Here is a 23,047-nt window from a genome sequence, read left to right as displayed (position 1 = left end):
GGAGTCAGAACGCTAACTTGCGCTGCTCTCTAGAAGCAGCTTGCGCACGGGCGCTGGCAGTCCCAGGCGGCCCCACTCTTGCGCATCCACCCAGCGCGCGGCATCGCCCTGCGGCTGGCCGCCGTTGTGATGCAACACCGGGTGAAGATGCAAGTCCTTGTGAGTCAGCACGTGCACGAAGGGCGGCAGGTCCTGCGTGTGGTCCTGCTCGGCGGGCGGCAGCGCGGCAAGCAACTCTTCGCGAGTGTCGAACACCGGTAGGCAATAGAGCCCCGCCCAGATGCCCTTCGCGGGGCGCTTCTCGAGCCAGATACGGCCTTCTGCATCGCGCGCCAACAACGCCCAGAGCGACTGGGCGCTGCGCTTCAGCTTGCGGGTCTTGACCGGGTAGCGCTCGGGTTGCCCCTCCCTCAGTCCCACGCAGCTCGGGCTCACCGGGCAGATCATGCAACTCGGCTTGCGCGGCAGGCAGACTGTGGCGCCCAGGTCCATCACTCCTTGCGTATAGCTCGCGATGGCTTCTTTCTGCTCGGCGGGCGGTAGCAGTTGCGTGGCCTGACCCCATAGCGCGCGCTCCTGCGCCGACGAAGACATGTCGCCGCCAAAGCCGAGCACGCGCGTCAGCACGCGCTTCACGTTGCCGTCGAGAATCGCGACCCGCTCACCAAAGCAGAAGGCCGCAATCGCCGCGGCGGTGGAGCGGCCGATGCCGGGCAAAGTCGTGAGTTCGGCGGCCGTGCGCGGAAACTCGCCGCCGAAGCGCGCCACCACCTCCGCCGCGCAGCGGTGCATGTTGCGCGCGCGGCTGTAGTAGCCGAGGCCGCTCCAGAGTCCGAACACCTCGTCCTCGGTGCCCGCAGCCAGTGCCGACACGGTCGGAAAGCGTTCGAGAAAGCGCGCGAAGTACCCGAGCACCGTCGAGACCTGGGTCTGCTGGAGCATGACTTCCGAAAGCCAGACGCGGTAGGGATCCCGCGTGTTCTGCCACGGCAATTCGCTGCGGCCGTGGGTGCGCTGCCAGGCCACGATCTGCTCGGCGAAACCGGTGGGTGCTTGCAGTTCGCTAGCCGCGGTGGACAACACCGTAGGTTCAGGCCGCACGCAGTTCGCCGATGGCGGCAGCCGCGGCGGCGGGCCTTCCCTGTTGCGTGATCATCGAAGTGAATTCCTGCAGCCGCACATGCAACTCGGCCAGGCTGCTCTCCTGCGCGGAAAGCTCGAGCAGGCGTTCGTCGAGGTTGCCGGCCGCATTCTGGATGCGCTCGATCGCCTCGATGCGCTTGGTGAAGTTGCGGCGGCGCTCCTTCAGTTGAGCATCGATCTGCGCACTGGCGCCCTTGCTCCAGCGCTCTACCTCGGTCATTGCCGCTTCGTTGACCAGCCGCAGGCGGCTCGCAAGCGCACGGACGAGCTTGTCGCAGAAGTCCGCTTGCGCCAGCTTCAGCAGATTGCCGACGCCCAGATAGTGAATATGGCTGCGTTCGATCTGGCTCAGCTCCTGTTCGAAGCTGCTCAGGTCCGGCTCGGCGGGTGCTTGCAAGTTAAAGCCCTGCTCTGCGTTCAGCTGGCGGAATGTGGCGTGCAGCATCGACTGGATTTCGGCCGTGGTCGCTTGCACTTCACGCAGGTTGTTGCGCAGCGCGTCAAAAGTCTCGCCATACACCTTGCGCACGTTGAGCTTGATGCCCGGGCGCTTGAGCGCGCCAGAAAGCCGCACCATGTCGGCCTTGAGGGCCGTGCGGCCGAGCACGGCGTAAACCTCGCGCAGCAGCTTGCCCTGCACCGAGCGCAGGGCCAGGATGCGCGTGTTGCTGCCCTCGAACTCGGTCTGTTCCTGGTCGATGCGCCCACGCATGTGGCGAATAACCGAAATATTCTTGCCGCGCAGGCCCTGCAGCTCCAGCGCCTGCTCGGACAGGTCGCGCTGTCGCACCTTCAGGATGCGCTCGGCCTCCACCCGCAGCGCGACCATGCCTGCATCGACGGCAAGCCGCAGCATGGTTTCGCGCTTGCCGAGCACGCCTTCGGCGAGCAGCGTTTCCAGTGCCGGCAAACGGCTGGCTTCGAGCAGCCGCGGGTCGCGCTGGATCTTGGCCTGCAGGCCCTTTTGCGCCGATACCGGCAGCACCTGCACGAGCGGAACCTCGAGAAACTTGGCCGCCACTTCACGCTGGCGCTCGATCTGCAGCTCGATCTGCGCGGGCGTGCTGAGCGAGTCCCACATGGTGTCGATCTTGTTGAGCACCACGAAGCGCGTGTCGCTGCCTTCGCTCTCGGTGACCAGGTGCTCGCGCCAGATGGACAGGTCGGAGCGCGTCACGCCGGTCTCCGCGCCCAGGATGAAGACCACCGCATGCGCCTGTGGGATCAGGCTCACCGTGAGTTCGGGTTCAGCGCCGATCGCGTTCAGGCCCGGGGTGTCGAGGATCACCAGCCCCTGCTCCAGCAAGGGATGCGGCATGTTCAGGATGGCATGGCGCCAGCGTGGAATCTCGACGCGGCCTTCGGCGTCCTGCACCGGGTTGTCGTCCGGCGTCTCTTCGTTCCAGAAGCCCAGCGCATGCGCCTCGTCCTTGCTGACCCAGCGCACCTCGGCCACCTTGCCCATGGCCTGTGCCAGTTGCTCGGCGTTCTCCACGTCGATCGCGATGTCGGTCCAGCGCGTGGGCTTCTCGCGCCAGTGCGTGAGCGAATGGGGTTCCAGGCGGGTTTCGATCGGCAGCAGCCGCAGCTTTGGGGGCTGCGCGGCGTCATAGCCCAGTTCGGTCGGGCACATCGTCGTGCGCCCCGCGCTGGCCGGCATGATGCGCCGCCCGTAGCCCGCAAAGAAGATCGCGTTGATCAGCTCCGACTTGCCGCGCGAGAACTCGGCCACGAAGGCGACCATGACCTTGCTGTTGCGGATCTGCAGCTCCAAGCCGCGCAGGCGCTCGGCCACGGCCTGGTCGAGCAGCTCGTTTTCGGTCAGCCAGCGGGTCAGCCACTGGAGGCGATGCGCAAAATTGCTTCGCCAGGCACCGTGCTGATCGAGTTGTTGATTGAAAGAGCGGCTCAAAGGGAATATGTAAGAAACAACTTACAAATATAGCATCGCAAGCTGTGAAGCAACCGTGTGCAGGATATTCGAACGCGCCGGTCCGAAGCACTATTTTTGACAATTTGGGCAATAGTAAGTCGAACGCTGGCCCTGGCGCAGCTGTCGGATCGGCGTTGCGCAGACCCGACAGGGCTCACCTGCCCGGCCATAAACCGTGGCTTCGAGTTGAAAGTAGCCGTTCTGCCCGTCGACGTTGGAGAAGTCGCGCAGCGTGCTGCCGCCCTTTTCCACTGCCCTGGCCAATATTTCGCGCACTGCCGCATGGAGCTTGGCAGCGCGCGGCCGGCTAATCCGCGCAGCCGAAAGCGTCGGCCGGATGCCCGCCTGAAACAGCGCCTCGGACGCATAGATGTTGCCGACGCCCACCACCACGTCGCCGGCGAGCAGCACCTGCTTGACTGCCGTCCGGCGCTTGCGAAGGCCGGCATGAAACGCATCCAGATCGAACGCGTCGCCCAGCGGCTCCATGCCGAGGCCGCCGAGCAGCTTGATGGCCCAGGGCGCCGCCTCGTCCTCCACGTAGACCACGGCACCGAAGCGGCGCGGATCGTTGAGCCGCAGCGTGCCGCGGTCGGTGACCAGGTCGAAGTGGTCGTGAACCCCGGGTGCGGGAAGCGCCGCGTCGAAGCGCAGGCTGCCCGACATGCCCAGGTGCAGCAGCAGCAGCCCGCGGTCCAGGTCGATCAGCAGGTACTTGCCGCGCCGGCGCACTTGCAGCACCCGGCGCCCGGCCAGCGCTTCGGGTGCGACCATCAGCGCCCAACGCAGGGGCTTGCCGAGGCGGGCCGCATCGATGCGTGCACCGGCGATGCGTTCGGCAAAACCGCGCCGCGTCACTTCGACTTCTGGAAGCTCAGGCATGAAATTGAAATCTCCGGGCTGCGACGAAGCCCCACGTAATGCTGGCTCAAAAGCTTGGATTATTATGGTTCGATGATTCCATCGCTCCGCCGACACCGCCTTGCGGCGGCCGCGTCTCTCGTCTTGCTGGCTTGCGCCGTTCAAGCGCAAACCTCCGACCCCGCCGCGCCCAAGAGTCCGGCCCCCATCATCGAGCGGCCGACACCATCTCGGCCGGGAACAAGGCCTGCTCCGGCACCCGCCGTAAAGGCAGCCGACGCAAAGTCCGCGAGCGAACCCGCCGCGCAGCCCTCGGCCCTGACTGCGCAACTGTTCTACGAGATCCTGATGGGCGAGATGACCACGCGCTCCGGCGATCCGGGATCGGGCTATGCGCTGGTGCTCGACGCGGCCCGGCGGCTGCGCGACGGAAAGCTGTTCCAGCGCGCGGTCGAAATCGCCCTGCAATCGCGCTCAGGCGACGCGGCCCTGGCGGCCGCCCGTGCGTGGCAGGAAACGCTGCCCAACTCGCGCGATGCACGCCGCATCGAACTTCAGATCCTGATTGCGCTCAATCGCATCGGTGAAACCGTCGCGCCACTGCGCGCCGAGATCGCGGCCACGCCACAGATCGAAAGGCCGATGCTGATGGCGGTGATCGCGCGCAATTATTCGCGCGCCTCCGACAAGAAGCTGGCTGCGTCGGTGGTCGAGCAGGCCCTGGTGGACGAGCTCAAGAGTCCCACCACAGGCGGACTGGCTTGGGCGACAGTCGGGCGCCTGCGCCTGAATGCGGGCGACACCTCCGGTGCGCTGGACGCCGCATTCAAGGGCCAGCAGATCGACCCCGCGTCAGACGCGCCCGCCGCGCTGGCACTCGAGATGATCGACCCCGGCCAGCCGCTCGCCGAACCGATCGTCACGCGCCATCTGGCCAACAACCCCAAGGCCTCGCCCGACCTGCGCATTGCCTACGCACGCGTGCTGGTCGAAAACCGCCGCTACGCCGATTCCACCGCGCAATTGCAGGCGCTCACCACGTCCCGGCCGGAGTTGGCCGAGCCGTGGCTGCTGCTCGGCAGCCTCCAGGCCCAGGCTCGACAGGACGCGGCGGCCGAAACGTCGCTCAAGCGCTATGTCGATCTGGCGCCCAACCAGAAAGATGCGGAAGATCGCCAGCGTGGCACCACGCAGGCCTTCCTCGTTCTGTCGCAGTTGGCGGAACGCCGCAAGGACTTCACGGCCGCGGAGCGCTGGCTTGCACGCGTCGACAGCACCGACGAACTGGTTGTTGCGCAGACGCGCCGCGCGGGCCTCCTGGCGCGCCAGGGCAAGCTGCCCCAGGCGCGCGAACTCGTGCGCGGCCTGCCCGAGCGCACGGCAGAGGACAAGAAGCAGAAATTCCTTGCCGAAGTGCAACTGCTGCGCGACGCCAAGCAATACCAGGCGGCCTACGACATGCTGGCCCAGGCTTCCGCCGCTGCTCCCAACGACAGCGACCTGGTCTACGACCAGGCCATGGTGGCCGAAAAGCTGAACCGCCTCGATGAAATGGAGCGCTTGCTGCGCCGGCTGATCGAGCTCAAGCCCGAGAACCAGAATGCCTACAACGCACTCGGCTACTCCTTCGCGGATCGCAAGATCCGCCTCGACGAGGCGCGTACGCTGATCCAGAAAGCGGTGCAGCTTGCGCCCGGAGACCCTTTCATCGCCGACAGCCTGGGCTGGGTGGAGTTTCGGCTGGGCAACACGACCGAAGCCATTCGCATCCTCGAGGCGGCCTACAAGACCCGTCCCGATCCGGAAATCGGCGCGCATTTTGGCGAAGTGCTCTGGGCCACCGGACAGAAGGACCGCGCGGTCACGATCTGGAAGGAGGCCTTGTTGAGCGATGCTGAAAACGAGACCCTGCAGGAGACGCTCAAGCGCTTGCGGGTCAAGCCGTGACGGCCATGCTCCCCCCCCGGCTTCAGGGTGGCCGCCGCAGCGTGCTGGCGGCGGGGGTCGCGGCGCTGCTGCTTGCGGCCGGCTGCGCACAACTCCCGAGCGGCACGCGGCCCCAGGGCACGGACGCATGGAGCGGCCGCATGTCGCTGCGCATCGACAGCCAGCCTGTGCAAACCTTCTCCGCCCTGTTCGAATTGCGCGGCTCGCCCGAGACCGGCGAACTCTCGCTCACGAGCCCGATCGGCAGCACGCTGGCCCAATTGCATTGGTCACCGGGCGAAGCCCTGCTCAAGAATGGCAGCGAGACTCGGCGCTACGAATCCGTCGATGCGCTGATCGAAGCTGCCACCGGCGCCGCGATCCCCGTGGGCGCTCTCTTCGGCTGGCTTGCGGGCCGCGACGACCGCGTGCCCGGCTGGCGCCCGGACCTGGGGCAGATCGCCAACGGTCGCCTGCAGGCCACCCGCGAAGCCCCCAGCCCCACGGCGGACCTGCGCATCGTGTTCGAACGGTCATGAAGGCGATCTACGACCTTCCTGCACCGGCCAAGCTCAACCTCTTTTTGCACGTCACCGGCCGGCGCGAAGACGGCTACCACCTGCTGCAGTCAGTCTTCATGCTGATCGACTGGTGTGACACGCTCCACGTCGAGTTGCGCCACGACGGCCAGCTCAGCCGCGAAGACCTCACGACCGAACTGCCGGCCGACGACCTTGTTCTGCGCGCCGCCCGCGCGCTCCAGGCGCATGCGGCGCCGGGCCAGGGTGCCCACATCGGTATTGCCAAGCAGGTGCCGGCGCAGGCCGGCATGGGCGGGGGTTCTTCCGATGCCGCGACCTGCCTGCTGGCCCTGAACCGGCTGTGGAAGCTGAACCTGCCGCTGTCGCGCTTGGCCGAAATCGGCGTGAAACTGGGCGCCGACGTGCCGTTTTTCCTCGACGGGCGCAACGCGTGGGTCGAGGGAATCGGCGAAAAAATCACCCCCGTGAACGTGCCTTCGGCAAGGTTCGTGGTGGTCAAGCCACCCGAGGGACTCGATACCCGGCTAATTTTTTCTGCACCGGACCTTCAACGCGCAACTCCTGTTGCTATAATCTCGGGCTTTGCTGCAGATAGCGAACAGCTTGAAGCCCAAGACCCAGAAAGCAGCGCTTTCAAGGTTTTCGACTTCGGCCACAACGACCTGCAGCCGGTTGCAGAGCGGCTTTGCCCCGCGGTCTCCGACGCCATCGAATGGCTCGGCGCCCAAGGACTCAAAGCCCGGATGACCGGCTCCGGAAGTTCGGTATTCGCGAAAATGCCGCAAGGGCCGCAAAAAGCGGAACTGGCCGAGGCCCCAGCGGGCTGGCAGGTTCGCCAATGCAGCAACCTGGCCGTTCATCCACTTTGGGGATGGGCGACCTGAAGATAGGTCGGATCGTCATGGGTCCGACGCGACATATGTCGGTTGGTGGTGAAAACCATCGACCCGTGTAGGGGAGTCGCCAAGTTGGTTAAGGCACTGGATTTTGATTCCAGCATGCAAAGGTTCGAATCCTTTCTCCCCTGCCAAATCTTTTCAGGCTGCGGTCTCACCCGCCGCAGCGCTCTTCAGGCTGCGGTTTAACCGCCGCAGCGCTTCAAACTGCGGCCCACCGGCCGCAGTGCTTCTTTTGCAGCCCACCCGCTGCAATAATCGGCGGCCCCTGGGTCGCCACGATTCAAACTCTTTGGCGGCTTCCTAAAAGCCAATTCGCACTGCCGGGACGCGCTCATGCAGGCTAATAACCCTGATTTCATGGTTTTCACCGGTAACGCCAATCCTGGCCTGGCCGCGGAAATCGCGCACAACCTCGGCACCTCGCTGGGTGCCGCACGCGTGGGTCGCTTCTCCGACGGTGAAGTCACCGTCGAGATCAACCAGAACGTGCGGGCACGCGATGTGTTCGTGGTGCAGTCGACCTGCGCACCGACCAACGAGAACCTGATGGAACTGCTGATCATGGTCGACGCGCTCAAGCGCGCTTCGGCCGAGCGGATCAGCGCAGTGATTCCCTATTACGGCTATGCCCGCCAAGACCGCCGCCCGCGCTCGAGCCGCGTGCCGATCTCGGCCAAGGTGGTGGCCAACCTGCTGGAAACCGTGGGCGTCGAGCGCGTGCTCACCATGGACCTTCACGCCGACCAGATCCAGGGCTTCTTCGACATTCCGGTCGACAACATCTACGCGTCGCCGGTGCTCTTGGGCGACTTGCGCCAGAAGAACTACGAAGACCTGATCGTGGTTTCGCCCGACGTTGGCGGCGTGGTGCGCGCACGTGCGCTGGCCAAGCAACTGAACTGCGACCTCGCCATCATCGACAAGCGCCGCCCGAAGGCCAACGTGAGCGAGGTCATGAACGTGATCGGCGAGATCGATGGCCGCAACTGCGTGATCATGGACGACATGATCGACACCGCCGGCACGCTGGTCAAAGCGGCCGAGGTGCTCAAGGAGCGCGGCGCAAAGAGCGTCTACGCCTATTGCACGCACCCGATCTTCTCGGGCCCGGCCATCGAGCGCATCACCCACTCCGCGCTCGACGAAGTGGTCGTGACCAACACTATTCCCCTTTCCGACGGCGCCCTGGCGTGCGGAAAGGTTCGCCAGCTCTCCGTGGCACCGCTGATCGCCGAAACGATCCAGCGCATTGCCAAGGGCGAGTCGGTGATGAGTTTGTTCTCGGACCAGGACAACCTGTTCTGACCGAGCAAAAAGCGGGCGCCACCTTCCTTTTTTACGGAACGGCGCCCTTGTTGAACCGGAGTCGCACTGGTCGCGGTGGACTCTCACAGGAGTTGTTATGAAATTCGTCGCTTTTGAGCGCGCAAAGCAGGGCACGGGTGCGAGCCGCCGTCTCCGCATCTCGGGCAAGACGCCCGGTATCGTCTACGGTGGTGAAGGCCAGCCCCAGCTGATCGAGCTCGATCACAACGCGCTGTGGCACGCCCTCAAGAAGGAAGCCTTCCACTCGTCGATCCTCGAAATGGAACTCGGCGGCGCCACCAGCAAGGTTTTGCTGCGCGACGTGCAATACCACCCGTTCCGCCAGCTGGTGCAACACATCGACTTCCAGCGCGTCGATGCCAAGACCCGCCTGCACATGAAGGTGCCGCTCCACTTCAAGGGTGAAGAAGAGTCCGACGCCGTCAAGCTCGACCACAACCTCGTGAACCACGTGATGACCGAGCTCGAGATCAGCTGCCTGCCGACCGACCTGCCCGAGTTCATCGAGATCGATCTCTCCGGCCTGAAGAAGAACGCCACGCTGCACGTCAACGACATCAAGTTGCCCAAGGGCGTGAAGTTCGTGAGCCACGGCAAGCTGAACCCGGTCGTCGTGTCGGCCGTGCCGCCGCTGGTCGCCGAAGAGCCGGCACCCGCCGCTGAAGGCGCCGCAGCAGCCGAAGGCGCCGCACCGGCTGCCAATGGCAAGCCTGCCGCCAAGACGGCAAAGCCCGCCGCGAAGAAGTAAATTCTCTTCGCGTCCCTGCAAAAGGCCCGCCTCGTGCGGGCCTTTTGCTTTGGGGCCGGCGAGATAATTCCCCTCATGATCAAGTTGTTTGTCGGCCTCGGTAACCCGGGTCCTGAATACGAAGCCACCCGGCACAACGCCGGCTTCTGGTGGATCGACGCCCTGGCGCGCGACTGGAAACTCAATCTCGCGCCCGAGCGCAGCTATCACGGCCTCGCGGCACGCGCGAACATCGGCGGGCAAAGCGTCTGGCTGCTGGAACCGCAGACCTTCATGAACCTGTCGGGCAAATCGGTGGGCGCGCTCGCGCGATTCTTCAAGATTGCGCCCGAGGAGATCCTCGTGGTGCACGACGAGCTCGACGTGGTGCCCGGCCAAGCCAAGCTCAAGTTCGGCGGCAGCCACGCCGGCCACAACGGCTTGCGCGACATCCACGCACAGCTGGGCACCGGCGACTACTGGCGCCTGCGACTGGGCATCGGCCACCCCGGCGTGAAGTCGGAGGTCATCAACTGGGTGCTCAAGAAGCCGCTGAAGGAACAGCGCGAAGCCATCGAAGACGCCATTGCGCGCACCCTGCACGCGGCACCCGCACTGGTGGCGGGCGAGATGGAAAAAGCCACCTTGATCATTCACACGAGCAAACCGCCCCGGCCCAAACCGCCGCGGCGAGAGCCCGGCGATGGAGGCGCGCCCGCCGCCCCCTAGTCAGCCGGCCCAGAGGGCGGGAGAGCGAGAGAAAGAGGGAGAGAAAAACAAATGGAAAGAAAAACCACCGCCGGAAAAATGGCCGTTGCTATCTTTTTGGTAGCTTCTGGTGCTTTCTGCCTGTCCGCCACAGCGCAAGGAAGGGCCGAAGCCTACCGCTGCGGCAACACCTACACCGACCGCCCCTGCGAGGGCGGCAGGCCGGTGAAAGTCGACGACGCGCGCACCGATGCGGACCGCCGTGCCTCGGAGGCTGGCACGCAAAGGGCCGAGGCGCGCGCCGACCAGTTGGAGCGCATCAGACTGTCGGAGGAAAAAGAAGCCTACGAGCGCAGCCGAAGGTCGGCCCACGAGGCACGGCAAGCCGCCATCAACGAACGCCGGCTCGCATCCTCCGAGCAGCTGGCGCGGGCTCGGGCGCAAAAACTCGGCGCCGAGCCGCACAAGTCGAGCGCGCGCTTCAGCGGCTCGGCCAACGGGAAACAAGCATCTGCGCCCGGCGAGGGCAGCAAAAAGAAAAAGCGGAAGACCTCGTCCAACTCAAGCGCCAGCTGAGGGCGTCTCGGTCCGCGGCTGCGGCTCTGAAGCAGCGGCAGCCGCGGCGGCCTTGGCCGCGGCGAGCCGTTCGAACTTCTGCCACAGCGTCTCGCGGCTTTCCACGTGCTCGGGATGGATCGGGATGCACGCGACCGGGCACACCTGCACGCACTGCGGCTCGTCGAAGTGGCCGACGCATTCGGTGCACTTGCTCGGGTCGATCTCGTAGAACTCCGCGCCCATGTAGATGGCATCGTTCGGGCACTCGGGCTCGCAGACATCGCAATTGATGCATTCGTCGGTGATCATGAGGGCCATACCCGATTATCGCGAACAAGGCACGCTTGTTGCAGGAGTCGGGTTATGCTGCGCCCCGCCCCATGAGCCTGTTCATTCTCAAGCGCCTCACCACGCTGATCGCCACGTTGATCGGCGCTTCGGTCATAGTTTTCCTCGTCCTGGAGATCCTGCCCGGCAATGCCGCGCAGATGCTCATGGGGCCAGACGCCGCGCCCGAGGCGGTGGCCGCCCTCGCCACCAAGCTCGGCCTCGACCAGCCCGCCTGGACCCGTTACTGGCACTGGATTGCCGGCCTTTTGACGGGCAACCTGGGCGACAGCTACGCCTACAGCTCGCCGGTGCTCGACCTGATTCTGGAACGGCTCGCGCTCACTGTACCCCTCGCGCTGCTCGCGATGGCCTTGACCACGGTGCTCGCGCTGCTGGTGGGCGTCACGGCCGCCGCGCGCCACAACAAGCTCGGCGATGTCGGCCTGATGGGCCTCACCCAGGTGGGTATCGCCATTCCCAATTTCTGGTTCGCGATCCTGCTGATCCTGGTGTTCTCGGTTCAGCTGCAATGGTTCTCGGCCGGCGGCTTCGAGGGTTGGAGCGAAGGCATCTTCGCGGGCATCAAGTCGCTGCTGCTGCCGGCCCTGTCGCTCGCGGTGGTGCAGGCCGCGATCCTCGCGCGCATCACGCGCTCGGCGGTGCTCGAGGTGATGCGCGAAGACTTCGTGCGCACCGCGCGCGCCAAGGGCGTTTCGCAGCGCGCCGTGCTTTGGACCCACGTGCTGCGCAACGCGATGATTCCGGTTGTCACGGTCATGGGCATGCAGTTTTCCGAACTGCTGGCCGGCACCATCGTGGTGGAAAACGTGTTCTACCTGCCGGGCCTCGGCCGGCTGATCTTCCAAGCCATCAGCAACCGCGACCTGATCGTGGTGCGCAATTGCGTGATGCTGCTCGCGGCGCTGGTGGTCATCGTGAACTTCGTGGTCGACGTGCTCTACGCCGTGATCGACCCGCGCATCAAGGCAAGCGACATATGACGGCGATGACCGTTCCGAGCGCAGCGGCGCTCAAGGTGCCGGGCTTCTGGCGCCGAGCGCTACGGCACCGCAGCTTCGTGCTCGGCGGTGCGCTGACGCTGCTCCTTCTGCTGGCCGCCTTCGTTTCGCTGGTGTGGACGCCCTGGTCGCCCTACGAGATGGACATGGCCAGCAAGCTCAAGCCGCCGTCGGGCTCTCATTGGTTGGGCACCGACACCTACGGGCGCGACGTCGCCTCGCTGCTGCTGGTGGGCGCGCGCGCATCCATCCTGGTGGGCGTGATCGCGGTGGGCATCGGCCTTGTCGTCGGCACGGCGCTGGGCCTGCTTGCCGCGGCGCGCCGCGGCTGGGTCGAGGAAGCAATCATGCGGCTCACCGACTTTTCGCTCGCCTTCCCGGCCATCCTGTCGGCCATCATGATGACGGCCGTGTTCGGCGCCGGCATCGTGAACGCGATTATCGCGATCGGCATCTACAACATCCCGACGTTTGCGCGAATCACGCGGGCGTCAGCCAACGCCATCTGGTCGCGCGAATACGTGGCCGCCGCGCGCGCCTGCGGCAAGGGCTCGTTCGCCATCACGATGCAGCACGTGCTGCCCAACATCTCGGCCGTGCTGATCGTGCAGATCACCATCCGCTTCGCGATTGCCATCCTGGCCGAGGCCGCCCTCTCCTACCTCGGACTGGGCACGCAGCCGCCGCAGCCCTCGTGGGGCCGGATGCTCAGCGAGGCGCAGACGATGATGTTCCAGTCGCCGCTGCTCGCGGTGTTTCCCGGCATGGCCATCGCGATGGCGGTGCTGGGCCTCAACCTGCTCGGCGACGGGCTGCGCGACCTGCTCGACCCGCGCCTTGCGCGCGCCCGATAAGCGATATGCCTCTTCTCGAAGTCAAGGACCTGCACGTCGAACTGCAAACGCAGCGCGGCCCCGCCGAGGCCGTGCGCGGCATTGGCTTCACGCTCGAGCGCGGCGAAACGCTGGGCATCGTCGGCGAATCGGGCTGCGGCAAGTCGATCACGGTGCAGTCGCTGATGGGCCTGCTGCCGTCCACCGCCAAGGTCACCGGCAGCATCCGCTTCGACGGCACCGAACTCGTCGGCCGCGACGAAAAAGCCATGTGCCAGATCCGCGGCAACCGCATCGGCATGATCTTCCAGGAGCCGATGACGGCGCTGAACCCAGTGCACACCATCGCGCGCCAGGTCGGCGAGCCGCTGCGGCTGCACCGCGGGCTCACCGGCGCCGAAGCGCGCAAGGAAGTGCTGGCGCTGCTCGATCGCGTGGGCATTCCGGATGCGGCGTCGCGGCTCGATGCCTACCCGCACCAGTTTTCGGGCGGCCAGCGCCAGCGCATCGGCATTGCCATGGCCCTGGCCTGCGGCCCCGACCTGCTGATTGCCGACGAACCCACCACCGCGCTCGACGTCACCATCCAGAAGCAGATCCTCGATCTCATTCAGGGCCTGGTGGCCGAGCGCGGCATGGCGCTGATCCTGATCTCGCACGACCTTGGCGTCATTGCCCAGACCGTCTCGAAAATGCTGGTGATGTACGGCGGGAGCGTGGTCGAGAGCGGCCCTACCGAAACCGTGTTTGCCGAGCGCGCGCATCCGTATACGCAGGGGCTGTTTGCGGCCCGCCCGGCACTTGGCGCGCCACGCGGGATTCGCCTGGCGACCATTCGCGGCAGCGTGCCCGAATTGATCGACCTGCCGCAAGGCTGCCCTTTCGCGGGCCGATGCAAGTACACCGTCGACGCCTGCCATGCGACCAAGCCTCCGCCCACGATACTGCCGCACGACCATGCGGTGCGGTGCATCCGGCTCGAAGAGATTGCCGCCGAAGGGGCCCTTGCCTCATGAGCCTGCCCAATAGCACCCAACCCCTGCTCGAGGTAACGGACCTCGTTCGCCATTACGCCCTGCCGCGCGAAAAGCTCTTCGGCCCGCTGCCGCTCGTGAAGGCGCTCAATGGCGTCAGCTTCAAGGTTGCAGCCGGCCGCAGCCTGGGCATCGTCGGCGAATCGGGCTCGGGCAAGTCGACCATCGCACGCCTGGTGATGGCCCTCGACACGCCCACTTCGGGCAGCGTGCGCATGCTGGGCCGCGACCTGCACCAGCTGCCCCGGAGCGAACTCCGCGTGGCACGGCGCGACTTCCAGATGGTGTTCCAGGACCCCTACGGCTCGCTCGATCCGCGCCAGACCGTGGCGCGCATCGTGGCCGAGCCGCTCGAGGCGCTGGCCGAAACCAGCCGCGCCGTGCAGCGCGAACGCGCCTCCGAGGCGCTGGCGGCCGTGGGCTTGCGCACCACCGACATGGACAAGTATCCGCACGAGTTCTCGGGCGGGCAACGCCAGCGCATCGCGATTGCGCGCGCGCTCATCACGCGCCCCAAGCTCATCGTGGCCGACGAACCCGTGAGCGCGCTCGACGTGTCGGTGCAGGCTCAGGTGCTCAATCTCATGCAAGACCTGCAGCAGCAGTTCGGCATCAGCTACCTGCTCATCAGCCACGACTTGGCGGTGGTGAACCACCTGTGCGACGAGGTCTGCGTGGTGTGGAAGGGCAAGATCGTCGAGCAGGGCCCGCCCGGCGAGCTGTTCCGCAATGCGCAGCATCCGTATACCCGCACGCTGCTCGACGCGGTGCCGCGCACGCCCACCGGCGGCACCCTGCTGGCGGCTTGAGGAAAGACGCATGGTCGATCGTCGCGACGGCGACATCGCCGCGTCCTGACAGGTATTGAATCCGCATGCGGGTACGTCCCAAGGAAAAAGCGCCTTCGCAAGCGAGCAGCAACGCGCCCGCTGCGAGAGAATGACTTTGGCTGCGCGCGTGGCATCTTTCGTGCTGCGTGTTTTTCCTCCGCATCGCGGCGCCTTCATTCGGGGCCGCCGTGCGCGTTGAAGCAGTCAATCGCACACCCAGTTTTTCCGGAGATCACACCGTATGCTGAATCGTCGCACCCTCCTTGCCACCGCCGGCGCCACCGTTGCCCTGGCCACTCCTGTCGCCGGCATGGCGCAGGGACGGAAGGACGCCATCGTGATTGGCATGGCGCTCGAGCCGCCGGGCCTCGATCCAACCGCCGGCGCCGCGGCCGCCATTGCCGAAGTCGTGCACTACAACATCCTGGAGACGCTCACCAAGATCAACGCCGACGGCAACGTGACGCCGCTCCTGGCCGAGAGCTGGGAAGTCTCGCCCGACCTGAAGACCTACACCTTCAAGCTCAAGCGCGGCGTCAAGTTCCAGAACGGCGAACCGTTCAACGCCAACACCGTGAAGTTCGCCTTCGACCGCGCCGGCAGCGAGAAGAGCACCAACAAGGACAAGCGCACGTTCGCGAACCTGAGCACGCAGGTGGTCGACGACTACACCGTGGTGATCATCAACAAGGAGATCGACCCCGACCTGCCCTTCGTGCTGGGCCAGGCCACCGCCGTCATCGTCGAGCCCAAGAGCGCCGACACCAATGCCACCAAGCCAACCGGCACCGGCCCCTACAAGCTCGACAGCTGGGCCAAGGGCTCGTCGCTCACGCTGAGCAAGTGGGAGGGCTTCCGCAGCCCCGGCACCGCAAAGATCAACAAGGTCACGTTCCGCTTCATTGCCGACGCCGCCGCGCAGGCCGCATCGCTGCTGGCCGGCGACGTCGACGTGTTCACGCGCATCGGCACGCGCGTGGTGCCGCAGTTCAAGAACAACCCGCAGTTCCAGACCATCCTGGCCGGCTCGCGCGCCAAGACCATCCTGTCGATCAACAACAAGAAGAAGCCGCTGGACGACGTGCGCGTGCGCCGCGCCATCCTCGCGGCCGTCGACCGCAAGGCGGTGATCGAGGGCGCGGCCGACGGCTTCGGCGTGCCCATCGGCAGCCACTACGTGCCGGGCGCGGCAGGCTATGTCGACACCACGGGCATGAACCCCTTCGACATCGAAAAAGCCAAGAAGCTGCTCGCCGAAGCCGGCGTGAAGACGCCGCTCGAACTCACCATGACCCTGCCGCCGCCGCCCTATGCGCGCCAGGGCGGGGAGGTGATCGTGGCCCAGCTGGCCAAGATCGGCATCACCGTGAAGGTGCAGAACGTCGAATGGGCGCAGTGGCTCAGCGGCACCTACGGCAACAAGGACTACGACCTGTCGATCATTTCGCACGTCGAGCCCTTCGACCTGGGCAACTACGCCAAGCCCGACTACTACTGGGGCTATCAATCGAAGGCCTTCAATACGCTGTTCGACAAGATCAAGGCCACGGGCAACGCCGCCGAGCGCAACAAGCTGCTCGGCGAGGCGCAGAAGATGCTGGCCACCGACGCAGCCAACGGCTTCCTCTACCAGCCGCAATTCCCGACCATCGCCAAGAAGAACGTGAAGGGCATCTGGAAGGAGAACCCGATCTTCGTGAATGACCTCTCGGCCCTGTCGTGGGGATGAGCTTCCACGTGTCCTCCTCTTCTTCTTCACTCAACGACCTCTCCGCGCGGGAACTCTCCGCCGCCTACCGCGACAAGCGGCTGTCGCCGGTCGAGGTCACGCAGGCCGTCATCGCGCACATCGAGCACTGGGAGCCGCAGCTGCAGGCCACCTGGCTCTTCAGGCCCGAAGCCGCGCTCGAGCAGGCGCGTGCCTCGGAAGCACGCTGGCAGCGCGGCGAAGCGCTCGGCCCGCTCGACGGCGTGCCAGCCACCATCAAGGAAAACATCGCCACCCGCGGCGATCCGATGCCGGCCGGCACGGCCGCTGTCGACCTGAAGCCGGCAGCCGCCGATGCGCCGCCCGCCGCGCGCCTGAAGGAAGCCGGCGCGGTGATCGTGAGCAAGACCACCATGCCGGACTACGGCATGCTGTCTTCGGGGCTCTCGAGCTTTCACCAGCTGGCGCGCAATCCGTGGGACCTCCGCAAGACGCCAGGCGGATCGAGTGCCGGTGCCGGTGCGGCAGCGGCCGCGGGCTATGGCCCGCTGCACATCGGTACCGACATCGGCGGCTCGCTGCGGCTGCCCGCGAGCTGGTGCGGCATCTTCACGCTCAAGCCGAGCCTGGGCCGCATCCCGATCGATCCGCCGTACATGGGCCGCGCCGCGGGGCCGATGACCCGCAGCGTGGGTGACGCCGCGCTGATGATGCAGGTGCTCTCCAAGCCCGACGCGCGCGACAGCATGAGCCTGCCGCCGCAGGAAATCGATTGGGCCGCCTTCGACGTATCGCCGGACCATCTGCGGGGGCTGCGCATCGGCCTGCTGCTGGACGCAGGCTGCGGCCTGGCGGTCGAGCCCGAGATCCAATCCGCAGTCGAGCATGCGGCGCGCCTGTTCGAAAAAGCCGGCGCGATCGTCGAAACCATGCAGCCGTTCATGTCGCAAGCCATGCTGGACGGCATGGACCACCTGTGGCGCATGCGATCGCTGGTGGACATGAAGGCGCTGCGCGCGGACCAGCGCGCCAAGGTCCTGCCCTACATCCGAGAGTGGGCTGAGAGTGCGGCCGAGTTCAGCGGCGAACATGTGTTCCGCGGCTTCAGCCAGTTCCATGCAACGCGCGTCGCGGCGGTGCAGGCCTGCGCGCGCTTCGACTACGTGATCTCGCCGGTCTCGCCCAACATGCCCGCCGCCGCGGAAGCGCCTTCGCCAACGAATGACCCATTGCGACCACTGGAGCACATCGGGTTCACGGTCCCGTTCAACATGTCGGAGCAGCCCGCGTCTTCAGTGAACTGTGGATACTCGGCCAGCGGACTGCCAATCGGGCTGCAGATTGCTGGAAAGCGTTTCGACGACCTTGGCGTGTTGCGCGTGTCGCGTGCGTTCGAACAGATTCGGGAGCCGCAGCGGCCCTGGCCTGTTGCGCCTTAGCACCGCTGTTCAGGGCGGCGCTTGGCGGGCACAGGGCGCCGGGTGCTCCCCGCAGCGAAATACGTCGGGCAACTCAAGTCGCAGCGTACCGCCCCGGCTTGTGATTGATCCACAAGAAAAGCCCCATCACCACAGCGGCCAGCACCGACCAGCCCACGCGCTGCGGCGGAATCACGAACAGCGCGAGCAACACCACCGTGCAGTCGATGCCGATCTGCACCTTGCCGGCGGGCCAACCGCGTTTCTCTTGCAGGTACAGCGTCAGCACCGTCGCGCCGCCCAGGCTCGCGCGATGACGGGCGAGAAACAGGCAACCGGTGCCCAGCAACAGACCGCCGAGCACGGCTGCTAAGGCCGGGTGCAGTGATTCGATCGAGATGTAGCGCGGCGCCCAATCGGTCATCACCGAGAGCAGCGCGATGGCCGAGAAAGTCTTGATCGTGAAGGCACGGCCCATGTGGCGCCACGCGAACCAGTAGAACGGCAGGTTCACCAGGAAGAATAGTTTTCCGAAGCTCACACCCGTGGCGTAGTGCAAGAGAAATGCGACCCCGGCCGTGCCGCCCGTGAGCAAGCCTGCCTGGCCGAACAGCATCATGGCGATGGCAACGAACAGCGTGCCCGAAAAGATGGCCTGTGCATCGTCGAAGCCGGAGTGGCGCAGCAGATCCGGTGGGTTTGTAGGTTGTGGCGCGTCCATTGCGAGCTTGACGCAAATCCCGCGCCACCCCGGAACGTCACACCAGATGGGTCGCCAGCATCTCCCGAGCCCGTGTCACGAATTCCGTCTCGCCCCTGCGGCCGGGCAAGAACTGGAATGCGACCCGGGGCAAGGCCGGCAAGCCATGCGGCGCCGTCAGCCGCACCACCCCGTCACATACCGCGGACTCGTTCAGGCAGGCCACCCCGAGCCCCGCAGCCAGGGCCGACTGCAAGCCCGCAACCCCCGACGCCACGTGTGCCAGCACATACGGCACCCTGCGCCGCCGAAGCAGCGACACGGTGTACTGATGCAGCGAGCAGGTGTCCGGCAAGGCCAGCAGCCGAAGCGGTTCGCCCCTCGCCAGGCGCATGCCGGTGGCGCCGAGCCACGCCAGCGATTCGCGCCGGATCACCGGTGCCTTCGCAGCCTGCTCCGCCGCTGAGGCCGCACCCGTGATATTCATTGCCAGCCCCACGTCGAATTCGCCATTCGCATAGGCTGCCCGCAACGCGTCGCTCTTCAGGATGCTCACGTTCAGCCGCACCTTCGGATAGCTCTCGCCGAGGCGCCCCAGCAACCGGGTGAGATCGCCGGGGCGGAAGTAGTCGGTCACTGCCAGCCGCAGCTCGCCCTGCAGGCTCTCACCATGCAGATCGCGAAATGCCTCGTCGCTGAGCGCGAGGATGCGGCGCGCATAAGCCAGGAGCCGTGTGCCAGCCTCGGTCGGCAGCACGCCGGCCTTGCTTCGCGTGAACAGCGACTGCCCAGCCCTCTCTTCCAGCTTGCGTATCTGTTCGCTGACTGAGGACTGGGAGAGGAACACGCGCGGTGCGGCGGCCGTGAGGCTGCCGGCATCGACTACCGCGGCCAGGGTGCGAAGCTGTTCCAGGTCGAAGGTCTGCATGTCATCCATCCGTTAATCCGATGACATCCATCATATCTTCCTGCTTTTCCGATGGATAGCAACTCTCCACAATCTCCCCATCGTTCACTCACTCATGGAGTTCCAGATGCCGCATATCGTTGTCCACCTCTCGGGCGAACCCGATGCCCAGCTCACGCGCAAAACCGTCGACGTGGTCGCCGAGTTGACCCAGAGCGTGCTCGGCAAGCAGTTGCCGGTGATCGCCATCACGGTGCAGTACATCGCCGCCGACACCTGGTTCATCGGCGGACAGTCGCTGGCCTCGCTCGGCAAGTCGGCGTTTCACCTCGACATCAGTGTCACGGACGAGACCAACACCAAGGCGGAAAAGGCGCGCTATCTGCGCGAGGTGCATGCCGCCATGGCGCGGCTGCGGCCCAACCTGCACGAGGTGTCGTACATCCACGTGATCGACGCCCGCGGCGCGGCCTACGGCTATGGCGGCAAGACGCAGGAATACCGCCACCAGCAAGCAGGCGTTTGAAGCCCGCGGCGGGGCGTGGCACCATGGCGCCATGCCCCCCGCAACCCTGCATGCCGACAGCTTCGGCAACCCCCTCACGCTCGACGACGCCGCCAGCCTGCCGCTCGTCGACGACTTCGTCATGGGCTTCGTCTCGACCGAAGCGCGCGCGGTCAACCTGCTTGCACTGGCCGACCGCGATGCGAGCCCCATCGTGCAGGCCTATTGCGCAACGCTGCACCTTTTTGCCGAATCACGCGAGGCCGCGGCCAACGCACGGCCCTTCCTCGACAAGGCGCGCGCCGGGATGGCGCGCGCCACGCCGCGCGAGCAGCGCTACATCGCGGCCATCGAGGCCTGGGCCGAGGGCGACATCGCCAAGGCCATCGCACTGCACGCGGAGCAAGCGCGGGAGCATCCGCGCGACCTCGTCTCGTTGAAGCTCGGGCAGTACCACTGCTTCAATATCGGCGACTGCCCCGGCATGCTGCGCCTGGCGCTTACTACGCTGCCGGCCGCATCCGACGTGCCTTATGTGCATGGTATGGCCGCCTTCGGCTACGAGCAGTGCCACCTGATGCGCGAGGCCGAGGCCAGCGCCCGCCGCGCCATCGGCATGTGCCGCAAGGAACCCTGGGCGCATCACGCGCTGGCGCATGTGATGCTCACCGAAGGCCGGCTCTCCGAAGGGCTGGCGTTCATGCACAGCGTGAGCGACAGCTGGACCGGGCTCAACTCGTTCATGGTCACGCACAACTGGTGGCACGTGGCGCTGTTCCTCATCGAGCTGGGTCGCGATGCCGAAGCCCTCGCGGTGTACGACCGCGAGGTGTGGGGCGTGGTGAAGGATTACTCGCAGGACCAGATCGGCGCCGTCTCGCTGCTCGCGCGCTTCGAACTCGCGGGCATCGATGTCGGTACGCGATGGGACGACGTCAGCGGCTACCTCGTGCAGCGCACCGCCGACCACGTGTTGCCGTTTCTCGACCTGCAGTATCTGTACGGGCTGGCCCGCGCGGGCCGCCCCGAGGCCGATGCGCTGCTGCGCAACATCGAAGCCCATGCGCCACACGCGCCGCTCTCCGCTCGCGCCGCCTGGGAGCACGTGTGCGTGCCGGCCGCGCGCGGCCTCGTTGCGCATGCGCGCGGCGATTTCGCTTCCGCCATCGAAGGGTTGGGCATGGCCTTGCCGCGACTGCTCGAGATCGGCGGCAGCCACGCGCAGCGCGACCTGTTCGAGCAGGTGTACCTCGATGCCCTCGTGCGTGTCGGCAGCGAAGCGACGCTCACGGGCGCGCAGGGCATCCTGCAGCAGCAGCTGAACGGGCAGCCCGAATCGCTGCGCCTGCGGCGCCAGACCGGCGCCGTCTATGCGCAGCTCGGGCTCGAACAACTGGCATCGCGGCTCTGAGTGGGGCAGACAGAGGCCATGCCTTCCGGTCATGGGGCGTATCGCAAAAGGAATTAACGATGCGCGGGAGCGGCTCCTAAACTGCCCACTTCACATCGCTCCGGATCGCTCGCCCATGCAGAAATCAGTTGTCGTGCTCGCCGCGCTCGCGGCCATGGCGGGTCTTTCATCCGCCGCCGATTCCCCGGTCGAACTCGATCTGCTGCTGCGCGGCGGCACCGTCTACACGGGCGACTCGAACGAGCCCATCGTGGGCGACGTCGGCATCGTGGGCGACCGCATCGTCTTTGCCGGCCCGAAGGCGCCGGCGCAATTCAGCGCGCGGCGGACCATCGATGCCGCGGGCATGATCGTGGCTCCGGGCTTCGTCGACGCGCACACCCACGCCGATTCCGACCTGCATTCGACCGATCCGCAGAAGCGCCTGAACATTCCCTTTCTCACCCAGGGCGTCACCACTGCCGTGATCGGCAACGACGGCTTCGGCGGCTTCGACATCGCGGCGCAGACGAAGCGGTTGCGTTCGGCGCCGGTGGGCACCAACGTGGCGATGTACGTGGGCTTCGGCCCGGTGCGCATCAGCCAGCTCGGCGAAGCCAATCGCGCGCCCACGCCCGAGCAGCTCGACGCGATGCGCCAGCACGTGAGCCGGGCCATGTGCGACGGTGCGCTGGGCCTATCGACCGGTCTTTTCTATCCGCCGCAGAATTTCTCGAAGACCGAGGAGGTCATCGAGCTCGCGAAGGTCGCGGCCCGGCACGGCGGGCTCTACGACAGCCACATCCGCGACGAGTCGATGTACAACATCGGACTGAAGGGCGCCATCGAGGAGGTAATCCGCATCGGCCGCGAAGCCCGCTTGCCGGTGCACGTGGCGCACATCAAGGCGCTGGGCGTGGACGTGCAGGGCCAGAGCGGCGACATCATCCGCCGCATCGAGAAGGAGCGTGCCGCCGGGCTCGACATCACGGCCGACCACTATCCCTGGACGGCATCGAGCACGCGCTTCTCGGCCGCGCTGGTGCCGCCGTGGGCCGTCGATGGCGGCCGAGAGGCCATGCTCAAGCGCTTCGACGATGCGGCGGTGCAGGAGCGCCTGCGAACCGGCATGCGCGAGAACCTGCGCCTGCGCGGCGGTCCCGAGACGATCCTGTTTTCGGCCGGCAGCACCAAGTATGTCGGCAAGACGCTGGCCGACGTGGCCAAGGCCTCGAACGCCGATCCGGTGGATGCCGCCATCGCCGTGCTGCGTGACGGCGACCTGATGATCGCCTCGTTCAACCAGAGCGACGACGACGTGCGCGCGTTCATGAAGCGGCCATGGGTCATGACCTCATCCGACTCTTCGCTGGGCCATCCACGCGCCTACGGCACCTTCGCACGCAAGTACGACCAGTACGTGGTGAAGGAACGCACGATCTCGCTCGGGCAATTCATCCGCAGCAGTTCATCGCTGCCCGCCGACACGCTGGGGCTGAAGCAGCGCGGGCACCTGCGGCCAGGCTACTACGCCGACGTGGTCGTGTTCGACCCCTCGCGCTATGCCGCCCGGGCCACCTACACGCAGCCTGCGCTGCTGTCCGAGGGCGTGGTCACGGTGCTGGTGAACGGCCGGCTCGCGGTGGATGGCGGCAAGCCCACCGGCATTGGCGCGGGGCAAGCGCTGCTGCGCACGCCGAAGGCCGGCAGCTGCACCTGAGGAGGCGCGCGCTTTTTTTGCTTCGGCGGC

Annotated in this window: 22 protein-coding genes and 1 tRNA gene; 17 read left to right on the top strand and 6 right to left on the bottom strand. The window is 66.1% G+C overall.

What is annotated here, in order from left to right; all coding sequences use genetic code 11:
- Window positions 1-12: 12 nt before the first annotated feature.
- The 3 genes from mutY to mutM form a co-directional block, all read right to left on the bottom strand.
- Window positions 13-1,080, bottom strand: a complete 1,068-nt coding sequence (mutY, locus tag ASC78_RS15170) for an A/G-specific adenine glycosylase (protein WP_055802734.1) — start codon at window positions 1,078-1,080, stop codon at window positions 13-15.
- A gap of 10 nt (window positions 1,081-1,090) precedes the next feature.
- Window positions 1,091-3,055, bottom strand: a complete 1,965-nt coding sequence (locus ASC78_RS15165; protein WP_055802732.1) for a dynamin family protein — start codon at window positions 3,053-3,055, stop codon at window positions 1,091-1,093.
- 90 nt (window positions 3,056-3,145) lie between these two features.
- Entirely contained in the window at window positions 3,146-3,958 is an 813-nt protein-coding gene (gene mutM, locus ASC78_RS15160; protein ID WP_055802730.1) for a bifunctional DNA-formamidopyrimidine glycosylase/DNA-(apurinic or apyrimidinic site) lyase, read from the bottom strand.
- Window positions 3,959-4,030: 72 nt separating this feature from the next.
- Between mutM and ASC78_RS15155 the strand changes: the two genes are divergently transcribed.
- From ASC78_RS15155 to ASC78_RS15120, 8 genes are all read left to right on the top strand, one after another.
- Window positions 4,031-5,884, top strand: coding sequence for a tetratricopeptide repeat protein (locus tag ASC78_RS15155; protein ID WP_055802728.1), 1,854 nt, complete (start codon window positions 4,031-4,033; stop codon window positions 5,882-5,884).
- A 5-nt stretch (window positions 5,885-5,889) separates the two neighbouring features.
- Window positions 5,890-6,402 carry a lipoprotein insertase outer membrane protein LolB gene (locus ASC78_RS15150; RefSeq protein WP_055802725.1) on the top strand — a complete coding sequence of 171 codons (513 nt, stop codon included), beginning with the start codon at window positions 5,890-5,892 and terminating at the stop codon, window positions 6,400-6,402.
- Window positions 6,399-7,289 carry a 4-(cytidine 5'-diphospho)-2-C-methyl-D-erythritol kinase gene (gene ispE, locus ASC78_RS15145; RefSeq protein ID WP_055802723.1) on the top strand — a complete coding sequence of 297 codons (891 nt, stop codon included), beginning with the start codon at window positions 6,399-6,401 and terminating at the stop codon, window positions 7,287-7,289. The genes ASC78_RS15150 and ispE overlap by 4 nt, the downstream gene beginning before the upstream one ends.
- 69 nt (window positions 7,290-7,358) lie before the next feature.
- Window positions 7,359-7,435, top strand: a tRNA-Gln gene (locus ASC78_RS15140).
- Between the two features lie 202 nt (window positions 7,436-7,637).
- Window positions 7,638-8,609: a ribose-phosphate pyrophosphokinase gene (locus ASC78_RS15135; RefSeq protein ID WP_055802721.1), complete on the top strand. Its 972-nt coding sequence runs from the start codon at window positions 7,638-7,640 to the stop codon at window positions 8,607-8,609.
- Window positions 8,610-8,706: 97 nt separating this feature from the next.
- The gene (locus tag ASC78_RS15130) at window positions 8,707-9,378 is read left to right on the top strand and encodes a 50S ribosomal protein L25/general stress protein Ctc (protein WP_055802719.1); all 672 of its coding nucleotides are present in this window, start codon (window positions 8,707-8,709) and stop codon (window positions 9,376-9,378) included.
- 75 nt (window positions 9,379-9,453) lie between these two features.
- Window positions 9,454-10,086 carry an aminoacyl-tRNA hydrolase gene (gene pth, locus ASC78_RS15125; protein ID WP_055802717.1) on the top strand — a complete coding sequence of 211 codons (633 nt, stop codon included), beginning with the start codon at window positions 9,454-9,456 and terminating at the stop codon, window positions 10,084-10,086.
- 51 nt (window positions 10,087-10,137) lie between these two features.
- The gene (locus ASC78_RS15120) at window positions 10,138-10,641 is read left to right on the top strand and encodes a hypothetical protein (protein WP_055802716.1); all 504 of its coding nucleotides are present in this window, start codon (window positions 10,138-10,140) and stop codon (window positions 10,639-10,641) included.
- Here the strand turns inward: ASC78_RS15120 and ASC78_RS15115 are convergent.
- Window positions 10,627-10,941 carry a YfhL family 4Fe-4S dicluster ferredoxin gene (locus ASC78_RS15115; RefSeq protein ID WP_055802715.1) on the bottom strand — a complete coding sequence of 105 codons (315 nt, stop codon included), beginning with the start codon at window positions 10,939-10,941 and terminating at the stop codon, window positions 10,627-10,629. The two genes, ASC78_RS15120 and ASC78_RS15115, sit on opposite strands and share 15 nt — an antisense overlap.
- A 62-nt stretch (window positions 10,942-11,003) precedes the next feature.
- Between ASC78_RS15115 and ASC78_RS15110 the strand changes: the two genes are divergently transcribed.
- The 6 genes from ASC78_RS15110 (at window position 11,004) to ASC78_RS15085 (ending at window position 17,816) form a co-directional block, all read left to right on the top strand.
- The gene (locus ASC78_RS15110; RefSeq protein ID WP_055802713.1) at window positions 11,004-11,954 is read left to right on the top strand and encodes an ABC transporter permease; all 951 of its coding nucleotides are present in this window, start codon (window positions 11,004-11,006) and stop codon (window positions 11,952-11,954) included.
- Window positions 11,951-12,826: an ABC transporter permease gene (locus tag ASC78_RS15105; RefSeq protein WP_055802711.1), complete on the top strand. Its 876-nt coding sequence runs from the start codon at window positions 11,951-11,953 to the stop codon at window positions 12,824-12,826. Before ASC78_RS15110 ends, ASC78_RS15105 begins: the two co-directional genes overlap by 4 nt.
- Window positions 12,827-12,831: 5 nt before the next feature.
- Complete coding sequence (locus tag ASC78_RS15100; RefSeq protein WP_055802710.1) at window positions 12,832-13,821, top strand: ABC transporter ATP-binding protein; 990 nt, start codon at window positions 12,832-12,834, stop codon at window positions 13,819-13,821.
- Window positions 13,818-14,648, top strand: a complete 831-nt coding sequence (locus ASC78_RS15095) for an ATP-binding cassette domain-containing protein (protein ID WP_055802707.1) — start codon at window positions 13,818-13,820, stop codon at window positions 14,646-14,648. The genes ASC78_RS15100 and ASC78_RS15095 overlap by 4 nt, the downstream gene beginning before the upstream one ends.
- A gap of 262 nt (window positions 14,649-14,910) precedes the next feature.
- On the top strand, window positions 14,911-16,398 hold the full coding sequence (locus ASC78_RS15090; RefSeq protein WP_055802705.1) for an ABC transporter substrate-binding protein: 1,488 nt from the start codon (window positions 14,911-14,913) through the stop codon (window positions 16,396-16,398).
- Between the two features lie 8 nt (window positions 16,399-16,406).
- Window positions 16,407-17,816, top strand: a complete 1,410-nt coding sequence (locus ASC78_RS15085) for an amidase (RefSeq protein ID WP_443082723.1) — start codon at window positions 16,407-16,409, stop codon at window positions 17,814-17,816.
- 73 nt (window positions 17,817-17,889) lie between these two features.
- On the opposite strand, the gene ASC78_RS15080 is transcribed toward ASC78_RS15085, so the two are convergent.
- Both ASC78_RS15080 and ASC78_RS15075 read right to left on the bottom strand, forming a co-directional pair.
- Complete coding sequence (locus ASC78_RS15080; protein WP_055802702.1) at window positions 17,890-18,516, bottom strand: YitT family protein; 627 nt, start codon at window positions 18,514-18,516, stop codon at window positions 17,890-17,892.
- 37 nt (window positions 18,517-18,553) lie between these two features.
- Entirely contained in the window at window positions 18,554-19,423 is an 870-nt protein-coding gene (locus ASC78_RS15075; RefSeq protein ID WP_055803398.1) for a LysR family transcriptional regulator, read from the bottom strand.
- A gap of 106 nt (window positions 19,424-19,529) precedes the next feature.
- On the opposite strand from ASC78_RS15075, the gene ASC78_RS15070 reads away from it, so the two are divergent.
- The 3 genes from ASC78_RS15070 to ASC78_RS15060 all read left to right on the top strand — a co-directional run bounded on the left by ASC78_RS15070 (window position 19,530) and on the right by ASC78_RS15060 (window position 23,017).
- Window positions 19,530-19,928 (top strand): tautomerase family protein, encoded by a 399-nt coding sequence (locus ASC78_RS15070; protein WP_055803394.1) that lies wholly within the window; start codon window positions 19,530-19,532, stop codon window positions 19,926-19,928.
- A 31-nt stretch (window positions 19,929-19,959) separates the two neighbouring features.
- Entirely contained in the window at window positions 19,960-21,318 is a 1,359-nt protein-coding gene (locus tag ASC78_RS15065; RefSeq protein ID WP_055802701.1) for a tetratricopeptide repeat protein, read from the top strand.
- A 115-nt stretch (window positions 21,319-21,433) separates the two neighbouring features.
- Entirely contained in the window at window positions 21,434-23,017 is a 1,584-nt protein-coding gene (locus tag ASC78_RS15060) for an N-acyl-D-amino-acid deacylase family protein (protein ID WP_055802699.1), read from the top strand.
- Window positions 23,018-23,047: the final 30 nt, after the last annotated feature.

This window comes from Variovorax sp. Root318D1, assembly GCF_001424835.1.
Classification (GTDB): Bacteria; Pseudomonadota; Gammaproteobacteria; order Burkholderiales; family Burkholderiaceae_C; genus Variovorax.
Note: the sequence above shows the minus strand (reverse complement) of the source record. Positions and strands in the feature narration are given on the sequence as shown.

What these genes read in the sequence shown, in the direction of transcription:
- mutM (WP_055802730.1), bottom strand. Translation starts at nt 3,958, where the DNA reads ATGCCTGAGCTTCCAGAAGTCGAAGTGACGCGGCGCGGTTTTGCCGAA.
- ASC78_RS15155 (WP_055802728.1), top strand. Translation starts at nt 4,031, where the DNA reads ATGATTCCATCGCTCCGCCGACACCGCCTTGCGGCGGCCGCGTCTCTC.
- ASC78_RS15150 (WP_055802725.1), top strand. Translation starts at nt 5,890, where the DNA reads ATGCTCCCCCCCCGGCTTCAGGGTGGCCGCCGCAGCGTGCTGGCGGCG.
- ispE (WP_055802723.1), top strand. Translation starts at nt 6,399, where the DNA reads ATGAAGGCGATCTACGACCTTCCTGCACCGGCCAAGCTCAACCTCTTT.
- ASC78_RS15135 (WP_055802721.1), top strand. Translation starts at nt 7,638, where the DNA reads ATGCAGGCTAATAACCCTGATTTCATGGTTTTCACCGGTAACGCCAAT.
- ASC78_RS15130 (WP_055802719.1), top strand. Translation starts at nt 8,707, where the DNA reads ATGAAATTCGTCGCTTTTGAGCGCGCAAAGCAGGGCACGGGTGCGAGC.
- pth (WP_055802717.1), top strand. Translation starts at nt 9,454, where the DNA reads ATGATCAAGTTGTTTGTCGGCCTCGGTAACCCGGGTCCTGAATACGAA.
- ASC78_RS15120 (WP_055802716.1), top strand. Translation starts at nt 10,138, where the DNA reads ATGGAAAGAAAAACCACCGCCGGAAAAATGGCCGTTGCTATCTTTTTG.
- ASC78_RS15115 (WP_055802715.1), bottom strand. Translation starts at nt 10,941, where the DNA reads ATGGCCCTCATGATCACCGACGAATGCATCAATTGCGATGTCTGCGAG.
- ASC78_RS15110 (WP_055802713.1), top strand. Translation starts at nt 11,004, where the DNA reads ATGAGCCTGTTCATTCTCAAGCGCCTCACCACGCTGATCGCCACGTTG.
- ASC78_RS15105 (WP_055802711.1), top strand. Translation starts at nt 11,951, where the DNA reads ATGACGGCGATGACCGTTCCGAGCGCAGCGGCGCTCAAGGTGCCGGGC.
- ASC78_RS15100 (WP_055802710.1), top strand. Translation starts at nt 12,832, where the DNA reads ATGCCTCTTCTCGAAGTCAAGGACCTGCACGTCGAACTGCAAACGCAG.
- ASC78_RS15095 (WP_055802707.1), top strand. Translation starts at nt 13,818, where the DNA reads ATGAGCCTGCCCAATAGCACCCAACCCCTGCTCGAGGTAACGGACCTC.
- ASC78_RS15090 (WP_055802705.1), top strand. Translation starts at nt 14,911, where the DNA reads ATGCTGAATCGTCGCACCCTCCTTGCCACCGCCGGCGCCACCGTTGCC.
- ASC78_RS15080 (WP_055802702.1), bottom strand. Translation starts at nt 18,516, where the DNA reads ATGGACGCGCCACAACCTACAAACCCACCGGATCTGCTGCGCCACTCC.
- ASC78_RS15075 (WP_055803398.1), bottom strand. Translation starts at nt 19,423, where the DNA reads ATGCAGACCTTCGACCTGGAACAGCTTCGCACCCTGGCCGCGGTAGTC.
- ASC78_RS15070 (WP_055803394.1), top strand. Translation starts at nt 19,530, where the DNA reads ATGCCGCATATCGTTGTCCACCTCTCGGGCGAACCCGATGCCCAGCTC.
- ASC78_RS15065 (WP_055802701.1), top strand. Translation starts at nt 19,960, where the DNA reads ATGCCCCCCGCAACCCTGCATGCCGACAGCTTCGGCAACCCCCTCACG.
- ASC78_RS15060 (WP_055802699.1), top strand. Translation starts at nt 21,434, where the DNA reads ATGCAGAAATCAGTTGTCGTGCTCGCCGCGCTCGCGGCCATGGCGGGT.